Genomic DNA, 24776 nt, shown 5'->3' with positions numbered 1-24776 from the left:
TTAAGATAATGCTTTCACATTAAAGTTGTTAAAGCCACTCCCAATGGTTATCTCAACGATTTGTTGTTGCAGCATTTCCAAAATGGCCAGAAAGTTATAAACAAAATGCACTTTGTTTTCCGAATTTTTAAGCACCAGGGCAAAATCAATCTGTTTATTGATATCAAGCAAGTTGGCGATAAAGTGTTTTTGCTGTTCAATCGTATAGGGATATTGTACAACTGTATGCTTTACTTCTTCACTACGCAACTCATACCTTTGCATGGTGCGGTGATAAACGGTTAAAAGCTTATACAGATCAAGGGATAAGAGCTCATCCTGATGGGCAGAAGATGCCGCAGCCAGTGCAAGATCGTATGCAATATTACCTCTATGATTTTGCTTTAACCGCTCGTCTTCATACCGCTTCATCTCTTCCGCTGCAGATTTAAACTGTTTGTAGGCAATCAGCCTGGCAATAAGATCCTGCTCAGAGTTAATTTCGCTGCCCGTTTCGTCTACCTCAATCCTAGGCAGCAACATTTTAGATTTAATGCGCATCAAGGTAGCCGCAACCAAAATAAATTCGCTCGCCACTTCTACATTTAGCGCCAGGAGCTGGTGAATGTAGGCCAAAAAATCGTTGGTAATTTTCGAGATCTCCACATCCTGGATATTAAGTTCATCGCGTTCAATAAAGAACAGCAACAAATCGAAGGGACCTTCAAATACCGGAAGCTTTATCTCAAAATTCTCTGCCTGCATGTGTAGCAACAAACATAATGAAAATTTTCAGGTCTTCTAACTTAAAAGGCTATGCGCAATCTTCGGTCCGCTCTCTGCCAAACGCTCCACGCTAAGCGTTCACTGCCAGCCGCTTAGCCCGATACAATAAAGCGCTATTTTTCTCTTCTATATTAGAACAAAATTAACTTACTTTGTATCTTGTTTTTCACTATAAATTACGAATGCAAGTAAAAGCTGGCCCCCTATTATCTAAAATCAACTATCCTGCTGATTTAAAGCAATATAGCGAATCTGACTTAGAACAAATAAGCCAGGAATTACGACAATATATCATTGACGTAGTAAGTGTAAATGGCGGCCATTTTGGTGCCAGTTTAGGTGTTGTAGAACTGACAGTTGCCTTACATTATGCGTTAAATACGCCCTACGATAAGTTGGTTTGGGATGTAGGCCATCAGGCATACGGACATAAAATATTAACCGGACGAAGGGATTTATTCCATACCAACCGGGTATACGGTGGCATCAGCGGATTCCCGAAAATTTCTGAAAGCGAATACGATACCTTTGGTGTAGGCCACTCATCTACTTCCATTTCGGCCGCTTTGGGCATGGCGGTGGCTTCGCAATTGAAGGGTGAAACCGACAGGCAGCACGTAGCCGTTATCGGCGATGGTGCCATGACAGCAGGCTTAGCTTTTGAAGGATTAAACCATGCCGGCATTGAAAACAGCAATGTATTGGTAATCCTGAATGATAACTGCATGTCTATCGATCCGAACGTTGGGGCGCTGAAAGAATATTTAACCAGCATCACCATTTCGAAATCATACAACCGTTTCCGCGATGATATTTCTCATGTACTCACCGGACTCTCTAAACTCGGGCCTAATGCACACAAGTATGTTAAAAAAATAGAGAAAAGCATTAAAGGCACCTTACTCAAACAAAGCAATTTGTTTGAAGCGTTAAATTTCAGGTATTTTGGCCCTGTTGACGGGCATGATGTAAAACGCCTGGCACAGGTGATTAAAGATCTTGCTGCCATTCCGGGCCCGAAACTGTTGCATTGCGTTACCGTTAAAGGCAAAGGCTTTGCTCTGGCAGAAAAAGACCAAACCAAATGGCATGCACCCGGTCTTTTTGATAAGATTACCGGCGAAATTAAAAAAAGTATTTCTGATAAACCACAGCCTCCCAAATACCAGGATGTTTTTGGGCATACGATGGTTGAACTGGCCGAGGCTAACGATAAAATTGTAGGCATTACTCCGGCCATGCCCTCAGGCTCATCATTAAATATCATGATGAAAGCAATGCCAAAGCGTGCATTTGATGTAGGCATTGCAGAACAGCATGCGGTAACTTTCTCAGCAGGCCTGGCCGTACAGGGCCTGGTTCCTTTCTGCAATATTTATTCAAGCTTTATGCAGCGGGCCTACGATCAGGTAATCCATGATGTGGCCATCCAAAAGCTGAACGTAGTATTCTGTTTAGACCGTGCAGGTTTAGCAGGTGCTGATGGAGCAACACACCACGGGGCTTATGATATTGCCTACATGCGTTGTATCCCGAATTTAGTTGTGTCTTCTCCTATGAATGAAGAAGAGCTTCGCAACCTGATGTTTACTGCTCAACAAGAAAATATAGGACCCTTTGTTATCCGTTACCCGCGCGGCAATGGGGTAATGCCTGACTGGAAGAGACCTTTTAAGGCATTGGAAATTGGCAAAGGACGTAAAATCTGCGATGGTGAAGATGTAGCCTTATTAACCATCGGACACGTTGGTAATTTCGCTGTTGAAGCATGTGTTGAATTAAATAGCGAGGGTTTTTATCCGGCGCATTATGATTTACGCTTCATAAAACCTTTAGATGAAGCTTTATTACACGAGGTATTTGCTAAATACAAACACATTATTACGGTTGAAGACGGCTCATTACCGGGAGGTGCCGGTTCGGCTGTAATAGAATTTATGACCGATAATCATTATAATGCCCAGGTGGTCAGACTCGGAATCCCGGATAAATTTATTGACCACGGAGAACAACCTGAACTTTGGGCAGAATGCGGTTATGATAAAAACGCTATCGTTAAAGCGGTTAAAAATGTTGCGGTTAAACGTGTTACAGATAAAATGGCGGGATAATCTTCCTAAATCTATTTTGCGTTATAGGTATATCATGCACGGTTAGGGGCTAACGATTTGACTTATTTAATCATTTCAGCCCCTTTGATGCAGACTAATCAGCCAAATCCTGGTTCCTTCTTGTTATTTCGGTTTGGAGGTCAGAAACTACCTGATCAATCACACGGTTAACCTGCGCAATCAAAGGAATTAAATCTGAAACGGGTGCATTTTCGTCACTCAGGCTTTCTATATCCCTGATCACACGCTGAATGGAAACAATGCCCAGGTGATCAATGGTTGATTTAAGTTTGTGGGCCAGCGTTGATATTTTTGCAAGATCAGCATTTTCTAAAGCCTGGTTCAGGTCGCTAACGGCAGAAGGCATCTGATCACAAAACATCTGAATCATTTTAGTCACAAAATCCTCCCGCCCTTTGCTGATTACGTAAAGACCATCCAGGCTGTAAAGCGGAACCTCAACCTCTGGCTCAACGGTTTCAACAGCTCCTTTTACCATCCATTTATCAATTACCGTAATAAAAAGGTCTTCTTTTATAGGCTTTGCAATATAATCATCCATGCCGGCGGCTATACATTTTTCCCTTTCCCCTATTATTGCTGAAGCAGTTAGCGCTATGATGGGGCCTTTAAAGCCGCCTTTACGCAACAATTTTGTAGTATCATAACCATTCAGAACCGGCATCTGAATATCCATAAGAATCAGGTCAAAATCATCCTTATCAACCATATCAATGGCCATCTGGCCATTCTCAGCTATCATGATCTGACAACCGTAGTTCAATAATACCGTAGAAGCAACGAGCCTGTTCATTTCGTTATCATCAACAATGAGAATCCTTTTGCCCGAAAACAGGTCGTCGCTCAGCACCAGTTTTTCCTCCACCGGAAGATCCTCGCCAACACCTTTCATCAGCCGGATAACAAACGAAATTTCAGAGCCCCTTCCTTTTTCACTTTTAATGTTAAAATATCCTCCCATCTGGGCAACAAGCTTTTTTGATATGCTCATACCCAATCCGGTTCCACCATACCTGCGTGATACAGATTCATATTCCTGGCTAAAGTTGTCAAAAAGACGTTTAACAAATTCAGGCTGCATTCCTATCCCGGTATCCTTCACCATAATCTCAATTTCCTGGGCATCATCAAAATTTTCCAAAAGACTCAGCTTAAGGGATACAGATCCTTTGTCGGTAAATTTTACAGCGTTGCTCAGCAGGTTCAACACGATCTGGCTAATCCGGTAGGGGTCGCCTATTAATACCGGAGCAATCTCATCATGATGAGGCTGGAAATAATCAATAATCAGTCCTTTCTTTTCTGCCTTATGTTTAATCACCTGGATCACTTCCCTGAGCACTTTTGAAATATCGAGTCCAATAGATTCGAGATTCACTTTGCCTGCCTCAATTTTAGAAAGGTCCAGGATATCATTGATGATGACCAACAGGTTTTTCGATGCGGTCTGTATGGTTTGAATACAATAATCCTGCTCAACCGTTGGATTGGTTTTAGCCAGCTGGTTGGCCATCGTGATAATGGCGTTCATGGGCGTTCTGATCTCATGACTCATATTTGCCAAAAACATATCCTTACTGCTGACAGCTTTTTCAGCTTCAGATTTAGCGGCCATCAGCTCCAGTTTCTGTTCTTTATGATAGGTAATCTCAAAATTGATCAGCAGAGAACCGATTTGTTCATGCTCATGGTTAAAACTTAAGCTGCTACACGCCAACCACCATTTCCTTTCACCTTTTGTATCTAAAAACTGTATTTCGCTTACCTTTGATGTGATGTTATCGTAACCTATGGCATCACCATCCTCCGAAAATATCCTGCCGGCCCACAGTTCTGACAGCAATTTGCCTTTAATACCAATAAGATCATAGCCGCAGATTTCACAGAAACTGCTATTTGCATAAACAATATGCCCCGCCAGGTCAAGCTCTACCAAACCGATCCTCATATTTTCGATCACCTGGTGATAACTGTATTCATTAACCGAAAATAGCTGCCTTTGCGCTGAATTGTTATTACTGTTACCGGGATTTACACCTGGCTCAGGTTTAGCTGGTTGAATTTCATCAAGAAATGATTGCCCGTATCCGGCAAAAAAAAGCAGGTTTTGTGCAGCAATCTTTTCCCATTTACCGGTTAAGCGTACAGGCTGCTGTTTCAGGCTGATCCAGCTGTTCTTTAAACCACCATCCTGAACGTCTTCATCAAAATGCAGTTCAGTAAAATAATCGAAAATGGATTCACCAACCTTGTTACCACAAATTTCCTTCAGTTTATCCCCCAGTTCCACAATATTCATATCTGCGTCAGCAATAACGAAGAATGGGAATAGCCTGTTGAGCTGTGCACTGTCAAGGGACAAAAGGTTTCTGCTTATCATTTTGATACTATAATAATTTTATTAGGGTACTGCCGCTCATTAATATCCGATATTAAAGTTACGCCTTATTTTCAGAAACAATAAACATGAAATCAAAGTTCTGCCTGAAGCGAAAAATTAATCACGTATCCTACCAGCTTATTGAGAGATTTTTTTTACACTCCTCATAAGAATAATGAAAAAGTTGCCTTTTTTTTTGTTATTATTGTACTAAAATGTAACCGTGACTAAATTAAATTATTATTGTTAAATTTTAAATAATTTCGGATTTATTAACGGCTAAACAGACCTAATAAATATTAAAAATCAATTGTACATTCAAATACTTGGCAGCTACTTTCATATAAAGATTGCACAAAAAATCACTTTGAAGTTCCCCAATCAACGCTTCTTCGCCAATGAATCAACAGAATAATCCTAAAATACATATCCTGCTTGTTGAAGATGACGAATTTATGCAGGCAATACTGAAGGAAATATTGCAGCCGAGATACCGCATCGATATCAGGCCTGATGGCATAGACGCGCTCACGTTTCTACAGAACGGAAATATTCCGGATCTGATTATTTCAGATTTGAATACGCCTAATATGAGTGGCCTTGAGTTAATCGAACAGCTAAAAAACAGCGACTTTTTCAGCTCCCTGCCCATTATGATTCTATCCGGAGAAGAAAGTTCTAATAAACGCATAAAATGCCTGGAAGCCGGCGCTGATGATTTTATGGTTAAACCTTTCAATCCTGCCGAACTGGAAGCCAGAATAAAAATGGTATTAAGACGTGCCGGAAAAAGCAATTTTTAATGGTAGAGAAACAGATCAACGGCTCCGTTGAACCAGGTATTATTGCCATGGTCGGTTTCGAGAATTATACAGAACGTACCTTTTTCGAAAGCTGTAATTTCGAAGGGTTGCGGCCTGTGTATTTTGACAATGGATTAAAGCTTTCACAGGCATGGACAGAACAGCACCTTAAAATTGTAGCCATCATATCAAACAGCGAAATCCTGTCTAACGGCGGGCTTACGCTTATTGAAACGCTCAAAAATATACAGATGCCAAGCGTACCTTTTTTTCTGGTCGTTAAATACTTTAATCCAAATTTAAGGATACTCGCCCTAACCGCGGGCATATCAGATGTATTCAGGCTGCCCATGCAGATAGAACGTGTAGAGAAACGGGTTACCTTTTTCGTTAAAAACTGGGAGGCACTAACCAAAAGCCTTTCCATCAGGCCAAATGTAATACGCCCTATCGGCCTGGCAAAAAGAGCCTTTGATATTTTCTTTGCCAGCTCGGCCTTAATTATACTTTTCCCGCTGCTATTGATTGTTGCCCTGGCAATATGGATGGAATCCAAAGGCCCTGTTTTTTACTATTCGCTGCGTGCAGGAACAGGATTTAAAGTTTTTAAATTTTATAAATTCCGTTCGATGTATGTAGATGCAGATAAAAAAGTTAAGGATCTGATACACCTCAACCAGTATGATATAGATAAGAAGGAACAAAAAACGGCAACACCCGATCCGGTACTTTGCCAGGATTGCTTACCGGCCGGAAAGTGCCAGTACCCGCTTTACGGAGATGGTGTACAGTGGTGCGAAAAAGACGGGGGTTATTTTGCCACGAACAGCGGCTCTGCGTTTTTCAAGATCGCGAATGATCCGAGAATAACCAGGGTTGGCAACTTTATCAGAAATACCAGCATCGATGAACTTCCTCAGCTATGGAATGTGATTAAAGGCGATATGAGCATCGTGGGCAACCGCCCGTTGCCCATTTATGAAGCTGAAAAACTAACAACAGACCGTTATGTGCTGCGCTTTGCTGCACCTGCGGGGATCACCGGGCTATGGCAGGTGGAAAAAAGAGGAAAAGGGGAAATGAGTGAGGAAGAGCGCCTGCTGCTTGATAACGAATATGCGAAGAACCAAAGTTTCACAAACGATATCAGGCTTATTTTAAAAACAATACCTGCCCTGTTTCAAAAGGAAAGCGTTTAGTTCCTCCCCATTTTATTACAAAAAACCTATTCTTTTTTAATAGCTATTAAGACAGGTAGAAGACTCCTATTTTGAAACCCCTGATATAGTCTGGCGCAATGGATAAAACCCCGTAAAAATCACATTTTTAAAATTTTGTTTTTGATATTCGTCAACAAATCGTATTATTAAAAGTACAGCAAAAAATGGGTAGCAGTTAACTTAAAGGTAAAAAAGAATCAGGCTTAAAATATTTGCTTTTATCATCAGTTATAAATTGAAGTGTATTCACAACGCACTACCCCACAAAAAGATTGAAATGCAACAAAATGAAAATGCTCGTCTCGAAGCACTTTATAATTACGACATCATAAACTCTGGAAGGGAAAGAGGGTTTGACAGACTTACTGAAATCGCTTCACTGATCTGTGAATGTGAAATATCATTAATCTCTTTCGCAGAAAAAGACAGGTTATGGTATAAATCGGCAGCCGGCCTCGATATAGAAGAAGTACCAAGGGGAATTGCAATATGCGAGTATCCGCTGCTTGGCAATGAGGTATTTATCGTAGAGGATACACTTAAAGATGACCGTTTCAGGCACCATGCACTTTCTGAGGAAGGTGTGAGAGTAAGGTTTTACGCAGGCTATCCTTTAATAGATCCGAACGGATTTACACTGGGTTCTATATGTGTCGCAGATTTACAGCCAAAAAAACTAACGGCTAACCAGCAACGCATTCTTTCTTTACTTGCCGAAGAAGCCATATCACTCATTATAGAGCGCCGCAAAAAAGAAGAATATAAAAATTTCGGAACACTGTTTAACGATTCAGAAGATCTGATCTGTATCCTGGCACCGGATGGAAAATTTAAGGAGGTAAACCCAGGCTTTAATAAACAGCTGGGCTACAATGAAGAAGAGTTAAAGCAAAAAACGATTTTCGACCTCATTCCTTCGCAAAACTTAAATTCGGTTCGGCAGAGTTGGGAGAACCTGAAAAATGGGTTGCCGTCTGGTGAGCTTACACAGCCTATGATCACCAAAAATGGGCAGTGCAAAACGATTCAGTGGACCGCAACAGCTGAAAAAGCAAACGGAAATCTTTTCGGCATCGGGCGTGATGTAACCGCCGAGTTTGAAAAGAACAGGGCATTGAAGGTTAGCGAACAAAAGTTTAAGGCTTTCTTTGAAAGTTCTCAGGGATTAATGTGCACCCATGATCTGGAAGGGAATTTTATTTCCATAAACTCCGCCGGTGCGAAAATACTCGGTTACAAAAAGGCTGAATTAAAAAATAAAAGTCTTTTTGATATTGTCCCTGTTGAAAGGCATGAGAATTTGCGTAAATATCTATCTGATATCGCGAAAAACGGATACTCAAAAGGGACCATGCTGGTGAATAAGAAGTCTGGAGCGCAGGGCATCTGGCTGTACTCCAACGTGATGCAAACTGATCTTGAAAATAAGCCTTACATTGTAGGCAATGCTGTTGATATCACCGATCAGAAAAAGCTCGAAAATGAACTAATCCATACCCGAAACCTTTTAGAGGAGACCAGTAAACTGGCCAAAATAGGCGGATGGGAACTTAACCTGAACGAGAGAAAGGTTGTTTGGACGTCTACAACAAGAGAAATACATGCTGTACCAAAAGATTTTGTCCCAACATTAGAAAACGGAATCAATTTTTATAAAGAAGGGGAGAGCAGAGAAAAAATACAACACGCCATTCAGGAATGTGTGCAGACCGGAAAAGGATGGGATCTTGAACTGGAGATCAGGGATTTTAACGGAAAAGAGCTCTGGGTTAGGGCAAAAGGCGATGCCGAATCTCCGGAAAATGCCAAGCAGCGCATTTATGGAACATTTCAGGATATAGACGAACAGAAACGGGCTCAACTGGCCCTGATTGAATCCAAAAAATTACTGGATGATGTCCTCTCAGCGTCCACAGCGGTGAGTATTATCGCTACTGATACCAACGGGATCATTACCGTCTTCAACCGGGCTTCAGAACTATTACTGGAATATACTGCCGAAGAAATGATTGGCAAGCAAACACCAGAAATCCTTCATGATCAAACAGAAGTTGAGGAACTCTGTACAAGCATCTCCTCAACACTTGGCTACGCGGTTAAAGGTTTTGATGTTTTTAAACAATGTGCAGACAGCCCGCAAAAAGAACGGCTTTTTACCTTCATCACTAAATCCGGAAAACGCTTAAGGGTATCGCTATCCATTACCTCCATCAGAGATTCGGAAGATAAAATTATCGGATACCTCGGCATATCTACCGATGTCACGCAAAAGGAAGCAACCGAAAAAGCACTTGCCCGTGAGAAAGCCATCTTGCTCGCCTTTATCGAAAATGCACCTGCTTCCATAGCGATGCTTGATAAAGACATGCGCTTTCTCGCGGCCAGCAGAAAATGGATAGAGAACTATACACAGATTACAAACGATATAGAAGGACTGTGGTACTATGATGTATTCCCCCACCTGTCACCAGACCGTATAAATAACCATAAAAAAGTACTCAGCGGCGAGGTGCTGAAAAAAGATGAAGACGTTTATGTGGATGTCCGCACGAATATGCCACAACACATTTCCTGGGAAATGCGTCCATGGTATCATCTGGACACCTCTATTGGCGGAATGATGATTTGCACACAGGATATATCCGCATCGGTAAAACACCGTCAGGAAATCACCGTGGCCCGGTTACGCGCCGACCATGCCAACTCGGCCAAATCCGAATTCCTTGCCAACATGAGTCATGAAATCAGAACACCATTGAACGGGGTAATCGGTTTCACCGACCTGGTACTGAAAACGCAATTGAACGATACACAGAAACAATACCTTACCATCGTAAATCAATCGGCAAATGCTTTATTAAATATCATCAACGATATTTTGGATTTCTCAAAAATCGAGGCCGGTAAATTTGAACTCGATATCGAAAAATGCGACCTGTATGATATTGCCTGGCAGGCCAGCGATATCACCACTTACCAGATCCAGTCCAGAAACCTTGAGATGCTGTTAAACCTTCCACCAGACCTGCCAAGATTTGTATGGACGGATGCGCTGCGTTTAAAGCAGGTATTAATTAACTTATTGGGTAATGCCGCCAAATTTACCACCAAAGGCGAAATAGAACTTAAGATAGAGAAACTCGGTCAGGAAGGAGAACAGTATACATTCCGCTTTAGCGTAAGGGATACCGGTATAGGAATTGAAAAAAGTAAACAAGAGAAAATTTTCGGCGCCTTTTCTCAGGAGGATTCCTCCACCACTAAAAAATATGGCGGAACCGGTTTAGGATTAACGATTTCAAATAAGTTGCTGAAGATGATGGGCAGCCACCTCGAACTCAAAAGCGTTATCGGGGAAGGAAGTACGTTTTTCTTTGATATAAATCTTAAAGCCGAACAGGGCGAACCCATAGAATGGAGAGGAATAGAAAGCATCACCAATGTACTGGTTGTTGATGATAATGATAATAACAGGTCGATACTGGTGGATATGCTTTCCCTGAAAAACATTCATGCGGACCAGGCCAGGAGTGGCTTTGAAGCATTACAGTTTCTGGCAGAAGGAAGAATATATGATGCCATCCTGATGGATTACCACATGCCATACATGGATGGACTGGAAACGTCGGCAAAAATCAGGGAAAGCTTTACACTTGAACAGGACAGACTTCCGCTGATCCTCCTTCACAGTTCTTCAGATGATGAAAAAATCATCAAAGCCTGCAGAGACCTGAAGATCGAACACCGGTTGGTAAAACCGATCAAAATGCATGAGCTTTACCAGGTATTATCAAGGCTTAAAGCGCCTGAAATTGCATTTGATGATACGGATCAAACGGCTTTATCTGAAACCATTGAAAATGAATTTAAATTTATGGTGGTTGAGGATAATGAAGTAAACAGATTCCTGGCCCGCGCGCTGATTGAAAAACTCCACCCCGGAAGCGTGATACTCGAAGCTGAAGACGGTGTTAAAGCGCTGGAAGTATTTAAAAGGGAATCACCGGACCTCATTTTCATGGACATTCAGATGCCGGAAATGAATGGTTATCAATGTACCCGAGAAATCAGGCTGATGGAGCAGGGAAAAAGAACGCCTATCGTTGCCCTCACTGCGGCAAATGTGATGGGTGAGCGGGAAAAAAGCCTGGAGGCAGGCATGGATGATTTTATTACCAAGCCGGTTTTAGAAGAAAATATCGAAACCATATTAAAAAAATGGTTGCTTCAGGGTAAAAAGGATCATGCAGCTGCCATTGAAATCATAAAACCTGTTCATTTTGACAGTAGGAAACTGGAGTCCTATCTGGACAATGATCTCGATAGAATAAAAAAAATAATTGGCATCACCATCAATCAGCTGAACCAGATATTGGTTCAGGTAGACGAAATGATTGTACAATTAGACCCTGAAATCATGATCTCACTTTCACACAAGGTATATGGGATGGCCTCTTCAGCCGGACTGAACAACCTTGCAGCAATCAGCTCCGGAATGCAGGAACCGGATATTTCCGATCATGTCGCGATGAAAGCCAAAGTAGAACTCCTGAAACAGGAAATTGAAATCCTTATTCCATTATTAAAGGAAAGGTACCCGGTTGATTAATGCTTCAGGAGGCTGTATTATCAGTAGAAAATTGTCAATCCTGATGGATAATTTATTTTATACAATCAAGATAAATAATACTAACCAGAGTTCGATTAATCATGTGCTTTAATTGGGGTTATTTTGCGCATTCCATGAACGGTTGATACCCTGAACTTGTTTCAGGGTCCAGGCTTGGGGCTGTCTCAGAAATGATTTTGAAGATTGTTGGCAGAATAATATTTTGAAAGGGCGTCATTCCCTTAAAAACGGGAACCACGAAGTGCTCGGCGAAGCTAATCTTAATACGATAGAACGGCAACCAAATAAGTCCCTAACAATGCATTAAGATGCCCATCCGATAGCTAGCTATCGGATCAAGCTGAGCATGACGACATCGCGAAATTTAATTCTTTTGCTATTTCTGAATCTGTTATTTTGAGACAGGCTCATTAGTAACTCAACGATAGCATCGTAACGCCACAACATTGAATTTAGTCGCAATTTCCTAAACAGATTTCTCCGCCAGGGTCGAAATGACTGTATGCGAGAGGCGTCATTTCGACTGGAGCTTACCGATCTTTCATCGGTTGCGTAATGGAGAAATCTTTGAACTCTACTCTGGATATAGATATGGATTCCGCCTCAAAAACTGGCAAATCTCAGGAAATTCTCAATCTTCCCACTCATTTATGATAGCGGTTAAGTTATTCCGGCTTTTATTAATTTGTGAATTAAAGTATTTTTTTTGGTCTACTCCAATTTTTCCGTTGCTTTTCTTGATCTATAGCTTCTTCTATTGTAGAATAAACTTCATCATAAACGCAAATATTTAAGTTTTACTTTGCTGTAAATGACCTCGGATAGATTTTATGCTGATGCCTATAAACGCGCTTCTTAAATCAGACGTTACACCTATGTATAATGTTGTTCTTTGATAATTGGTCATGATATAGATACACCCTCCACGTTCCATATCAATGAATTTCTATTAAAAATTCATCCTTTTGGCTGGAACTGCTATTTTTCATTGTTAACAGCATAGATAAATCTTTAAAGCTGGCTTTGTAAAATTTTAATGATTTAGCTTCCCTGAGTCTTCGGGTTCCCGATTGTACTGCGTTTTGCTCGAAATCTTTTAACCTAAGTTTAGTATCACCTTAAAAGATTTCTCGACTGCGTTGCACTTCGCTCGAAAAGAAGGCGATTCTTTAAAATACAAAGATGATACAATCTCCTTAAGTATCTTTTCCTCTCTCCGGTAAAACAACCTGCGTTATGGATATTTAAATTTGACTATCAGGTTATTACAAAGATAATTCGTTATTATAAGGTGCGATATGAGCGAGCCGAAACAGTCTATCAGGTAATTTATGATCAAAAAAATTGCTTCACTCCCGGGCGGAGTCCTTTCTTCAGTTCGCAATGACGAAGTTAAGAGGCAAAACTCAGGTTAAAACAGGAACTTTGTCTGTTAAAAATCGTGGTATATATTCCTGAAACTGCTTCTGATGCCAAAAGTGACTAAACTACTATTCTCAAGAGCAGTAACATTACTTTCTCTACGTAACGTTCCCGCCAGTTCCAGGCGCAGGTTATATTTTGGATTAAGAAGGTAGGCAACCTGGGCACGGGCATAATACAGGTTGGTTTTGATCCCCTGGCCAATTTTACTGCCATAGTCCAAAGCGCGTGTATTGTAACTTTTAAAAATATCCCCGCCATAATTTAGCCCGACAGGATCTTTACCATACCTCGAGTAAAGTGCTTCTCCCTGTACATCAAAACGCTTGTAACTGTAGTTCAAAATCCCTAAAAATTCCCTGAAATTAGCGCCATAAGGGTGAGCAAGGGGTTGGTTGTAGTTGGCATAATTTGATAACCTGTCAAAATGGGCGTATGTATAAGGGCGGGCGGTATTAAATTCTGCCAGATAATTAAGCCGTTTAACCTTGAAAAGATCTGAACCGCGTAATCCCAACTGAATGGCATATTTGTTGGCCCAGTACCCGTTTCCTGCAAAAAATTCCTTTGCGGTAAATTCGTCAAACATAAACTGTCCGTAAAGAGCGGTATTTTTTAAAACTTCATATTTCACATTAAAACCTAACCTCATTTTATCGGGTGAGGTGGTATTGGTGTTTTCTACCGGTCTTAAAAATATAAAAGGATGTACGTAATTAAAATCAAAACCGCGTTTGCCTTCTACTTCAGCATCTGCCCAGGTAACGGCCTGGAAAAACCCCACAGAGAATTTTTTGGTCACATTCCAGTCTACATAATGTGCGGCCATCCATTTTCCCCTGTCACCCAATCTTCGGTCTGTAGTCAGTTTTGGCGCCCCGGGATCAAGCATGTAGGCGAAAATGGTCTGGTACTGCACAGCACCAAGTGTGGCCCTTACCCTAAAAAACGAATAATTGGAAGATACATCCGAAAGAAGCATGGAACGGTAACCATCACCAATAAAATTTTTGTCGTAGCCGAGTGATAAGTTTAGATGTGAGTTGGGCGTATAAGACAACAGTGCGGTTACGTATGACCAGTCTTGTTTATCCGTTCCCAATTTGCCGGAACCCTGGCCAGGCACAACCTGATTAGCAACAATGTATCTATTTACGTAATCGACAAATTTACCCTGGTTCTCAAATCCGTTAAGATAAAACGAAAACTGTTTACCTACTGTCCCGCCAACCTGGAAACCCCTGGTGTTTAACCAGGTACTTCGCTTACCACTAAAATCCCTACCCACTTGAAAATCGGGCAAAAAATCAGCGTAAACTTTATAATCCTCACCATTAAATTCTAATAAATGTTCACTGAACAGCTTTCTATGTACCCATGAACGTCTGTTTAGCGTATCTACACCAACTTTCATTAACGAATCGTAGTGTGCGGCAATTTCAGTTCCATCTGAATAAATCCCCTTGATCGAAGAATGGAACTTATTATCCTGACTATAAATCTGCTGATTTAATTTTTGGTAAAACTGGTAATCATAAGGGATATTAACGTTTGGAGTAGATTGACCCCATGCATGCATCACAGAAAAGGCCATTACAGCCAGAGCAAAAAATTTCTTCATTTTAGTCATTAATCAAATGGTCCAGTTCTTCGAATATCGAATTCATACTCTTAAACTCCGGTACCATTTTCTTCATATTGGTTACCACCTGCATATCATCATCCTGCTTAGCAGATTTAATCAGTTCGGCGATGTTACTGGCAACCTCATCAAATACATATTCCCTCACTTTTCCAATCATAATCTTCTCATGATGGGTAGGCATTGTATTTTCATTATCGTTTAGCAGCTCTTCATAAAGTTTCTCTCCCGGACGAAGACCTGAAAACTCTATTTTAATATCAACATTAGGCTCAAGACCGGCCAGCTTGATCATTTTTTTGGCAAGGTCAAAGATTCGTACCGATTTGCCCATATCAAAAACAAATATTTCACCTCCATTACCCATGCAGCCAGCTTCAAGCACCAATCTGCAGGCTTCCGGAATGGTCATAAAATACCTGGTAATATCAGGATGGGTAACCGTTACCGGACCACCTTTTTCGATCTGTTGTTTAAAACGCGGAATCACCGATCCATTAGATCCGAGTACATTGCCGAACCTCGTGGTGATGAATTTGGTAGTAGGCCGCTTGTCAAGCCGGTTAATATAACTCAGGCCGTTGCTGAAAAGAAAATCACGCTGCCCAAGTGAGTTATTAAGAGATTGAACATAAATCTCTGCAATTCTTTTAGATGCGCCCATGATGTTGGTCGGGTTTACCGCCTTATCCGTTGAGATCATCACGAACTTTTGCACGCCATATTTAACCGCCTTATCGGCAACCGTTTTTGTACCCAGCACATTCGCCTTTATGGCTTCTGCAGGATTATCTTCCATCAAAGGCACATGTTTATACGCAGCCGCATGGTAAACGTAATCGGGCCTGTACATGTTAAACAACTTATCCATGCGCTGCTCATCCCTTACATCACCTACAAAAGACTGATAATTTTTAGTCCGGTCGCTTTCGTCCAGTTCGAGATAAAGTTCATGAAGGGCAGTTTCAGACTGATCGCATAAGATGATCAGGCCGACATCAAATTTCGATAACTGCCTGACAATTTCACTGCCGATGGAACCCGCAGCTCCGGTAATCAGAATGCGTTTCTTGCGCAGCATTTTTCCGATCCCTTCAATATCTATCCTGATCGTTTTTCTGTTCAATAAATCCTCAATATTCAAATTTTGAATCTGGGCCGGCTGCAATTTACCATTGGTCCATGCATCGGCAGGAGGAATGTTCAATACCTTGATATCATGCTCCAAACACAGGTCTACAATCGCATCTCTTTTTTCAGCAGGAATGGTATAAGATGCAAAAATAATTTCATCTATGGCATGCTTGGCGATTAAATGCCCAAGATTCCGGGCATCCATTATACTTACGCCATCAATGGCCTTACCCACCTTACGCTGATCATCATCCACAAAAGCAACAATATTTTTATTAACCTTATCATCATGATCAAAGGTTCTTTTGGTAGCCATACCCGCTTCGCCTGCACCGTAAATGATGACCTTTTTTTTGTCCAGTTTCAGATTCTTGATGTACATAAAAAAGTACTTGATAAAAACCCGGTAGGTGATCAGGAAAAGAAAACTGAACAGCCCTCCGATAATCAATACCGTATTGGGGATCAGCGGCTTTTTTAAAAAACTAATGGCGGCTAAATTGAATATGAAAAACGCGCCGGTAGAGATCAGAACTGATGATAATATCCGAATGGAGTCTTGTGCGCTTGTATATCTGATGATACCTGAATAGCTTTTGGTACACAGGAACCCTATCGAATTAATTAACAGCAAAAGCAGTAAATTACTTGACAATTGGTGGATATCCACAGATGTTAAGTTTAAATTAAACTTTAACATATAAGCGAAAACCATCGCCAGTGAACAATAGGTTAGATCAAGACTGAAAATGATCCAACGCGGAACGATATTAATTTGTGTAAACAATTTTTTATAGGCTAAATGTGCATTTCAAAGACCAACACTCAACAGCAATAATCCTGCCATTTATCAATAAGTGTTTGTACCGGCTCAAGGCACCTAAAAAAGTTTAAGGCCTTGAGTAAGGTTAATTTGCAACTTATGCCCAAAGGTTTTTTGGATACTCCCCGCCTGAGGTTAATTGTTCCAGTTCAGCCCGTACAATTTCAGCATCTTCTTTAAAAGTTACGCCGAACCACCTGGCTTCGGTTTTTACCAGGTTCACTATGCCTTCACCATCACTGATCAGTTTATCCACCACTTCAGGGATCAGAAATTCCGACTTCAAATCGCCGTCATGCTGATCCAGGAATTTACCGTATTCACCTTCGCTCCATTTCACAAACGAGGGCGTAAAACAGAAAAAATTCATACTTACCGGTGTCAGTACATCCATCTCCAACTCATCCCCCTCACTTACCCTAAAGGCCTTACCATCACGTTTAAAAATCTCTTTCCGCTCGGTAATCCCTGTAATATAACCCGCTTCGTCTACTTTTATTTCACCACGTGTAACTGCGCCGTGTTCGCTGAGTGTATTTTTTAACTGGTAACCCAGGCAAGCGTATTTACCATCCCGAACGGCTTCAGTTAAAAATTCATATGCCTTTTTAAAGGCATCAAAGCCGTAAAAATCATCAGCATTAATGACGGCGAAGGGCGCATCGAGCACATCTTTGCAACACAATAAGGCATGCTGTGTTCCATAAGGCTTAACCCGGCCTATCGGTAAAGCCCGGCCGTTCCTGAACTGATCCAGGCTCTGGTAAACATATTCAGTTTTCACTTTCCCCTGAAGCTTGGGCTCCATTACCGCTTTAAAGGATTCGGCAAACTCTTCCCTGATGATAAAAATAACCTTGTCAAACCCGGCTTTAATGGCATCGAAAATAGAATATTCCATAATGGTTTCGCCTGACGGACCAAAAGATTCTGTTTGTTTAGCGCCACCGTAACGACTTGCCATGCCGGCTGCGAGTATGACCAAAGAAGGGTTGAGATTATTCATTTAGTTTTTTTTTTAAAAATATAATGCAAAAATAACAAATTAAACAAATTTAAGGACTTAGATCTTTAAAAAAGATGCTATTCTTCTGTATTAACGATTAAAAAAAACACATTATTAACAATAATTTAATATAAAAAGCAGTTCCCCGATAAAATTTAAAAAAACTCTTGACTAAAGTCATCAAGAATCTTAAAAATCGTAAAAAACACAATTATTTAACCTTCAATTTCCCTAAAAAAAACCTTTAATTTTGGTATCTTCGCAGTATATTTATGTCGTTACCAATTGTTTGTCAAACAAAACTATTCTTATCATCATGGCAATAGCAGAAGTGGTTAAAAAAGAGCACCAATGTCCTAAATGCAAGAGCGAGCTGAACCGAATTCCGCGAAATTTCATTTTTAAAAAAATACTCCCATTCATTCCCGTTAAACACTACATCTGTTACCGGTGCAAACGAAAATTTTATAGAATCAGTTCTTAAAATCGAAACTCCAATTTTTAGGATCCCTCTATCCATATCTTTTTAACCTGATTAAACACCTCATTCAGGTTAAATTTTATCAAAAATGCCCATCAGGCAATTGATTTCAATTTACTAAAACGTTTCAGCAAAACCTAAACAAGACTGTAGCCTAAGGAATCAATTTTAAACCGGTTCCGCAATCGACATCGTTCATCCGTCAAATCACTCCACTCAGTCACTGCCCAAAAAAACTGATACAATTAATCCTAAGCGTTATACATTCACACCGGTAAGAATAAAATACCAATTTTTAGTATCATTCAACGTGAATTAAACGGTTTGTCTTCGTGCGACACTCCCTGAAATAAATCCGATGGATATCGGATCAGGGAAACGATAAATGGACCGTAAATACTAAATCTACCTGATCATTCCTTTTAGCAGTCTGTGATGCGTAGCGCATATAGCCATCAAGAGTTACTTAAAGACCTTAAGCTGATGATCGGAAGTAAAATAAAATCGAAAGAAAAGCTTACCGGGCAGATTTGCTGAACACCGGTAAGCGAAAAAATATTGAAATTTGAGGGCAGGGTCAGCCCTTAGCAAGGGAAATCGTTTTTAACCTTTCTCTGTTAACTCTGGCGCTTTCTGCATATGCCTAAGCGTTATGTTTGCCACGGAAGCGCGAAAAACACGGAAAAATTTTAATCTCCTCCGTGATTTCTGTGTTTCTGTGGCTAATTAATTTTTGCACGTCTTTAAAAGCAATATCCTGAGCCCTTAGCTTTTAAGTGAAAATTTAATAAGCATTTTCTTCACCCCTGAACACATTGATAATGGTCATAAAAATGATTCTTACATCAAGCATGGCTGTCCAGTTTTCGAGGTAAAAAATATCAAATTTCACCCTGTTTTCCATGGCATCATTCTCCTTGGTTTCGCCCCTGAACCCGTTCACCTGCGCCCAGCCGGTTATTCCTGGTTTTAAAAAGTGGCGAACCATAAACTGACCAATGATCTTCTTATACTCTTCAGTATGTTTCAGCATGTGCGGCCTGGGGCCAACCACGCTCATGGAACCGAAAAAAACATTAAAAAACTGGGGCATTTCATCCAGGCTGGTTTTACGCAGGAAGTGCCCGATTTTTGTGATCCGGTCGTCATCTTTGGTGGCCTGTTTTTTGTCACTGTCTTTGTTCACTTTCATGCTCCTGAACTTCCAGCACCAAAAGGGCTCATCATTTCTGCCGCTGCGCAGCTGTTTGAACAGCACTGGCCCCGGGCTTTGAATTTTAATCAATATTGCTATGATCGGATATAACCAGCTCATGACAAATACAATCACAAAAGTACTGAATATCACATCAAAAGCACGTTTTTTGAAACGGTTCCCCATGATCTCCAGGGGCTCATTCCTCAGCGTGATCATCGGAAATTCCCCTCCCATATACGATATGGTATAAGGTGCCGCCAGAGCGCCACCAATATCAGGTACGAACTTTAACCGCACACATTGCTGATCTGCCACCGCCACCAATCTGCTTACATCATTCATCCGGTGCGGTGCGATAGCCACATAAATCTCTTTTACGCCAGACTCTACTGCTGTTTGTATCTTTGCCGATATCCTGTCGTTGCCATCCATCGAATCGTATATATCCTCATCATCGCCCACAAAGCCAAAGAAATTTAAACTTCTTTGCTTATGGATATAGTCTGATAACCTGATGGCCGTTGCATTCGACCCCATGACGGCCACTTTTTTGGCAGCATTAAACTTATTGATCACCACGTACTGAATAAACGTGCCTATAAACCGGTTAAGAATAAATGCGCTGACCAATCCGATATAAAAAACGATTAAAAAGGTCCTTGAAAAATCGTATTCTGCAGAAAACAACAGATAGGAGAGGTATAAAACGAAATGCAGGGCTAGTGTACGGTAGGTACCCCTGTAAATGCGCTCCAGCTTTCGTGCCCCGTAAGAAGAATAAAGCCCGAAAATGGCAGAGCCGAAAAGCCAGATCAGATTATAAACCACCACATGGTGTTTATCCATTTCATTGTGTACATTTTTACCTAATAAGGGCGTAACATGATAAGCAGCAAAGTACACCACGTTAAGCATAATTAAGTCAGTAACTGGCAAAATATACTTGAGCAGGTATAAGTATCGCGTTGGGGTCATACTTAAGGAATGGGATTAGACAAATTCAAATTTAAACAAATCTTCAGGACTAAGCGCGATTAGAAGTAAAAAGTAATTGATATTTGTAATATAAAATCGCACGCTCCGCTATTCGAAAATCATGATCGGAAACCAACAACCGGATCTCAATTTCAGGTAAACGGAATGGCTATACGCCGATTCCGTTTACCTGAAAACCAATTTCCCTAAGCGCTTTATGATCCAGCACATTTCTACCGTCAAAAATCTTTGCCGGTTTCAGCATTTTAGCGTAGATTTTTTGCCAATCGTAGTTTTTAAATTCGTCCCATTCGGTTAAAACGGCTATGGCATGTGCGCCATCACAAGCCTCATAAGGATCCTGATATACACTTACGCCATTCCGGTTTGACTCAACCGACCGGGTTTCCAGATATTCGAGATCATGGTAGATCTGCTCTGTTTGCACCTTAGGATCATACACCTGGATAAATGCCTGTTCGTTCAACAGCTCATCGGCTACATATATTGCAGCAGATTCCCTTGTATCGTTGGTATCTTTTTTAAAGGCCCAGCCCAAAAAAGCAATTTTTTTACCGGAAACGGTATTATAAAGGCTCTTTACAATGTTTAAAGCAAAACGTTTTCGCTGGTGATTGTTCATAATGATCACCTGCTCCCAATAGTCTGCTACTTCCTGTAAACCAAATGACCGAGAAATATAGACTAAATTGAGGATATCCTTTTGAAAACACGAACCGCCAAAACCTACAGATGCCTTTAAGAATTTTGGCCCGATGCGGCTATCTGTACCAATCGCCCTTGAAACTTCATTGATATTGGCCTCTGTTTTTTCACAAAGTTCGGATATGGCATTGATGGAGGATATTCTCTGGGCCAAAAACGCATTGGCCACCAGCTTGGAAAGCTCTGAAGACCACACATTGGTGGTGAGGATCCGTTCTCTCGGGATCCAGTTGGCGTAAACATCTACAAGCGCAGCAATGGCTTCCTGCCCTTCTTCCGAATCGTCGCCACCGATCAATACGCGATCAGGACTCAACAGGTCTTCTACTGCCGTACCTTCCGCTAAAAACTCCGGATTGGATAAAACCTGGAATTTAACACCGCTGCCCGTATTATGAAGAATATCACGTACGGCTTCTGCCGTACGAACAGGTAAAGTTGATTTTTCTACAATAATTTTATCCGTAGTAGATACCCTTGCAATTTGTCTGGCACAAAGTTCTATCCATTTTAAATCAGCACCCATTCCCTTACCAGAACCATAGGTTTTGGTTGGGGTATTTACCGAGATAAACACCATCTCCGCTTCAGCAATGGCCTGATCTACATCCGTTGAAAAAAAGAGGTTCCTTCCCCTGGCTTCGGCAACAACCTCACTTAAGCCGGGTTCGTAAACCGGGATATTATTTACATCAGGATCGTTCCAGGCCGCAATACGTGCTTCGTTGAGGTCTACAATCGTTACTTTAATATCCGGACACTGTTTTGCTACCACAGCCATAGTAGGGCCGCCAACATAGCCTGCACCTATGCAACAAATGTTTGTAATTTTTCTCATTTAATGGTTTATTAGATTGAAGTAGATTCTTATTAATAGACATGTAAAGGTAAACTCTTTTTTTAACGTTTAAATGTTTTTTTTTCAAAAGGAAACATACAAAAATCAAATTTTAACCTAAGTCTTGGCTATTAAATTAATTAATCAGCATAATGTTGAGGAGATATTTATACAAATGTATCCCATGTATTAAACTTATCGACATTCTAGGCATAATTGATAAAACAAACGCATATTCTACAAAACCGCATTACGATTTTTACCAATCTGTGGCCTATAATATAACCTATTTGGAATTCAATGATAAAATAGGTAATGAAATTAGAAATTTACAGTTATCCTATTGTAAATTTACTATGAGAATCATCTATTAAATTTACCAACAACGTCTAGCAAATGTGCTTCATATTGATCAACAATGATATTCCAATCGTAAATATTTTCGATTTTTCGATTATTATTTTCAAGCATATGCGAGTAATTTTCGATGGAATTGCTAACGGTTTGCAGATGTCTTTTTACATCTTCTGAGTTATTGAAATAGAGTGCATCATCTTCAAGAATGTATCTGTTAAAAGGATTATCATTCGCACAAATCAAACTGTTGGAAGCCATTGCCTCTAATAGAGAAGGATTAGTGCCACCTACAGTATGACCATGAAAATAGAGGTTAGAATAAAATCGCAGATTATTTAATACTTCTATATCATAAATCCCACCAATAAATTGAATGTTTTTTCTATCGCCGAATTTTTTCTTCAGGTATTCTCCATATTTTGAATTGTGTTTCCCAACAACCAAAAACGGCCGATCCAAGTTAGCTTCAACTACACCGTTCAAAATAACTTCGATGCTATTCTCTGGTTCCAAACGTGCAATTAGCATGTCATAACCATAAGGCTTAAGTCCATAATTATTTAGCAAACTAGCATTTGGGGTATCAAACAGCGTAGCACCATAAGCAATAAATGTTGATTCTTTCTTGTATTTTTCTTTTAAATAATCTTGAATGCCTATGGAATCTGAAATCAAATGATCACTGTATTTAACACCCAACTTTTCTGCCCATCTTAAAAATCGCTTTACCTTTTCCGAATACTTAGTTCTTTTCCATTCTAAGCCATCCATATTTGTGGTCACTACACTATGCTTAGGCATCAACCAGCCCCAAACGGAGCTGCTGGTATAACCTAATTGCAAAATCACATCGCAATTACGCTTACGCAAGTCTAAAATACAATTTAAGTCATAAATAAATTGACCTGCTGTTCCTAACTTATCTTCAGGATCATAGCAATGAACTATTTTTACGCCATTCCATTCATGTTCCTGATAAGGATGATTATGAGAATTATAAACGATAACCTCAAATCCTTTTGCTACCAAACCCAAAGCCAAGTATTCTGCACACTGTTCAAATCCACCATAATGATTGGGAATGCCCCTTGTACCTAATATTGCTAATTTCATTATCTTTTAGTTAATGTTAATATAATTTTTTATTCAATGCCCGTTTCACTTCAGATAGGTATTTGCCCTTATCAACTATTGAAGGGGTTAACCAGGCACCCTCGCCATATTCATTCCATGCATAAATTACGGCTACTTTTTCTTTGGTGGCAACCGGATTTATGGAAAGCCAGTTTCGAATGGCAATAACTTGACTGTAAACCGATCCAGGGCTGTAGCCAACGTATATGGGTGATGATAAATTGTTTTTATTTATATCTCCCCATGGCCTTGGATCCCAATTTAAAGTGATCACCGGGATATATGGCAGTACACTTGTCTTATAACTCTCCCACACAGCCGAGTCTGCCCTGGTGAGATTATCAATAGGTATTTTTTTTACGGCACCTTTAAACCCGGCCGAGTGATTATTGTAAGCGGTAAGTACATCAAATCCACATTTTTGAGCTAATATTCTATCAGCAACCCCACCGCTTATACAAGCGGCACAGGTTACCCCCTTCAATCCACTCTTCTCTGCTTTAGCCCTTAATTGGCTTAGCGCACTCTTCACCGCGTCCGTAGAACCAAATTCTTGAATCAACGTTCTAAAGTCAAAAATTGTGATCAATGGTTTAGCATCTACCTTCAGGTATTTAGGATCCTTAAAGTATTTAATCCAGGCAGAAGTGACGAAATCCCAGTCATTAGGCCCAATAATACTGCCTAAGTGATTTGCCACTAAAAGATTAAACTGCAGCCTAGTGGAGTTTGGCGAAGAAAGGTATAATCCCAGGGCCCTGTTCAATGGGTTGCTTTTTAGTTTGGTAGAGTCAGAATCACTATAATACCAACAGAAACTAAAAAATGAAATACCGGCATTTGCCGCTTCATCTATTTGCGCTTTCATGATTTTAGGTGTACTGGTTACCCAACCCCATTTAGGCTTTCGCTCCGGAAAATTATCTTTTAAACTTTTTGTAATATGGTTGGTTTGACCTGTCCAGCCATCAAAATAATATGCGCCTAATTTTATGGGCGCTATTTGGGCGAAAGCTAAATCATTACCTGAAAAAAAAACAAATAATAGAAGGCCCGATAAAAGTTTCGAAAACCTATGAATAAATGGATTCATTGCTAGATCATCTATGT

The 24776-nt window shown here is 40.5% G+C and carries 13 protein-coding genes; 4 read left to right on the top strand and 9 right to left on the bottom strand.

All coding sequences use genetic code 11. From position 1 onward, the window contains the following. Positions 1-744 (bottom strand): segregation and condensation protein A, encoded by a 744-nt coding sequence (locus ACIQXP_RS11310; protein ID WP_293744094.1) that lies wholly within the window; start codon positions 742-744, stop codon positions 1-3. A 203-nt stretch (positions 745-947) separates the two neighbouring features. Between ACIQXP_RS11310 and dxs the strand changes: the two genes are divergently transcribed. Next, on the top strand, positions 948-2876 hold the full coding sequence (gene dxs / locus ACIQXP_RS11305; RefSeq protein ID WP_387505334.1) for a 1-deoxy-D-xylulose-5-phosphate synthase: 1929 nt from the start codon (positions 948-950) through the stop codon (positions 2874-2876). A gap of 94 nt (positions 2877-2970) precedes the next feature. Here dxs and ACIQXP_RS11300 read toward each other — a convergent pair whose 3' ends face one another. After that, positions 2971-5277 (bottom strand): ATP-binding protein, encoded by a 2307-nt coding sequence (locus tag ACIQXP_RS11300; protein ID WP_387505335.1) that lies wholly within the window; start codon positions 5275-5277, stop codon positions 2971-2973. Positions 5278-5675: 398 nt separating this feature from the next. Between ACIQXP_RS11300 and ACIQXP_RS11295 the strand changes: the two genes are divergently transcribed. From ACIQXP_RS11295 to ACIQXP_RS11285, 3 genes are all read left to right on the top strand, one after another. Further along, positions 5676-6080, top strand: coding sequence for a response regulator (locus tag ACIQXP_RS11295; RefSeq protein ID WP_293744090.1), 405 nt, complete (start codon positions 5676-5678; stop codon positions 6078-6080). Next, positions 6080-7279: a sugar transferase gene (locus ACIQXP_RS11290; protein WP_387505336.1), complete on the top strand. Its 1200-nt coding sequence runs from the start codon at positions 6080-6082 to the stop codon at positions 7277-7279. Before ACIQXP_RS11295 ends, ACIQXP_RS11290 begins: the two co-directional genes overlap by 1 nt. A gap of 298 nt (positions 7280-7577) precedes the next feature. Further along, positions 7578-11909: a PAS domain S-box protein gene (locus ACIQXP_RS11285; RefSeq protein WP_387505337.1), complete on the top strand. Its 4332-nt coding sequence runs from the start codon at positions 7578-7580 to the stop codon at positions 11907-11909. 1453 nt (positions 11910-13362) lie between these two features. On the opposite strand, the gene ACIQXP_RS11280 is transcribed toward ACIQXP_RS11285, so the two are convergent. From ACIQXP_RS11280 to ACIQXP_RS11250, 7 genes are all read right to left on the bottom strand, one after another. Next, on the bottom strand, positions 13363-14973 hold the full coding sequence (locus tag ACIQXP_RS11280) for a gliding motility protein RemB (RefSeq protein ID WP_387505338.1): 1611 nt from the start codon (positions 14971-14973) through the stop codon (positions 13363-13365). A gap of 1 nt (position 14974) precedes the next feature. Further along, the gene (locus tag ACIQXP_RS11275; protein ID WP_293744085.1) at positions 14975-16915 is read right to left on the bottom strand and encodes a polysaccharide biosynthesis protein; all 1941 of its coding nucleotides are present in this window, start codon (positions 16913-16915) and stop codon (positions 14975-14977) included. Positions 16916-17048: 133 nt separating this feature from the next. Then, entirely contained in the window at positions 17049-17957 is a 909-nt protein-coding gene (locus ACIQXP_RS11270) for a sugar phosphate nucleotidyltransferase (RefSeq protein ID WP_387505339.1), read from the bottom strand. 1265 nt (positions 17958-19222) lie between these two features. Continuing rightward, a complete protein-coding gene (locus ACIQXP_RS11265; RefSeq protein ID WP_387505340.1) occupies positions 19223-20611 on the bottom strand; it encodes an undecaprenyl-phosphate glucose phosphotransferase in 1389 nt (462 codons plus the stop codon). Positions 20612-20780: 169 nt separating this feature from the next. Continuing rightward, complete coding sequence (locus ACIQXP_RS11260; protein WP_387505341.1) at positions 20781-22175, bottom strand: UDP-glucose 6-dehydrogenase; 1395 nt, start codon at positions 22173-22175, stop codon at positions 20781-20783. Positions 22176-22538: 363 nt separating this feature from the next. Beyond that, on the bottom strand, positions 22539-23645 hold the full coding sequence (locus ACIQXP_RS11255; protein ID WP_387505342.1) for a DUF1972 domain-containing protein: 1107 nt from the start codon (positions 23643-23645) through the stop codon (positions 22539-22541). Between the two features lie 16 nt (positions 23646-23661). After that, entirely contained in the window at positions 23662-24759 is a 1098-nt protein-coding gene (locus tag ACIQXP_RS11250; protein ID WP_387505343.1) for a glycoside hydrolase family 99-like domain-containing protein, read from the bottom strand. Positions 24760-24776 lie beyond the last annotated feature (17 nt).

The organism is Pedobacter suwonensis (assembly GCF_044762335.1).
Lineage (GTDB): Bacteria > Bacteroidota > Bacteroidia > Sphingobacteriales > Sphingobacteriaceae > Pedobacter.
Note: the sequence above shows the minus strand (reverse complement) of the source record. Positions and strands in the feature narration are given on the sequence as shown.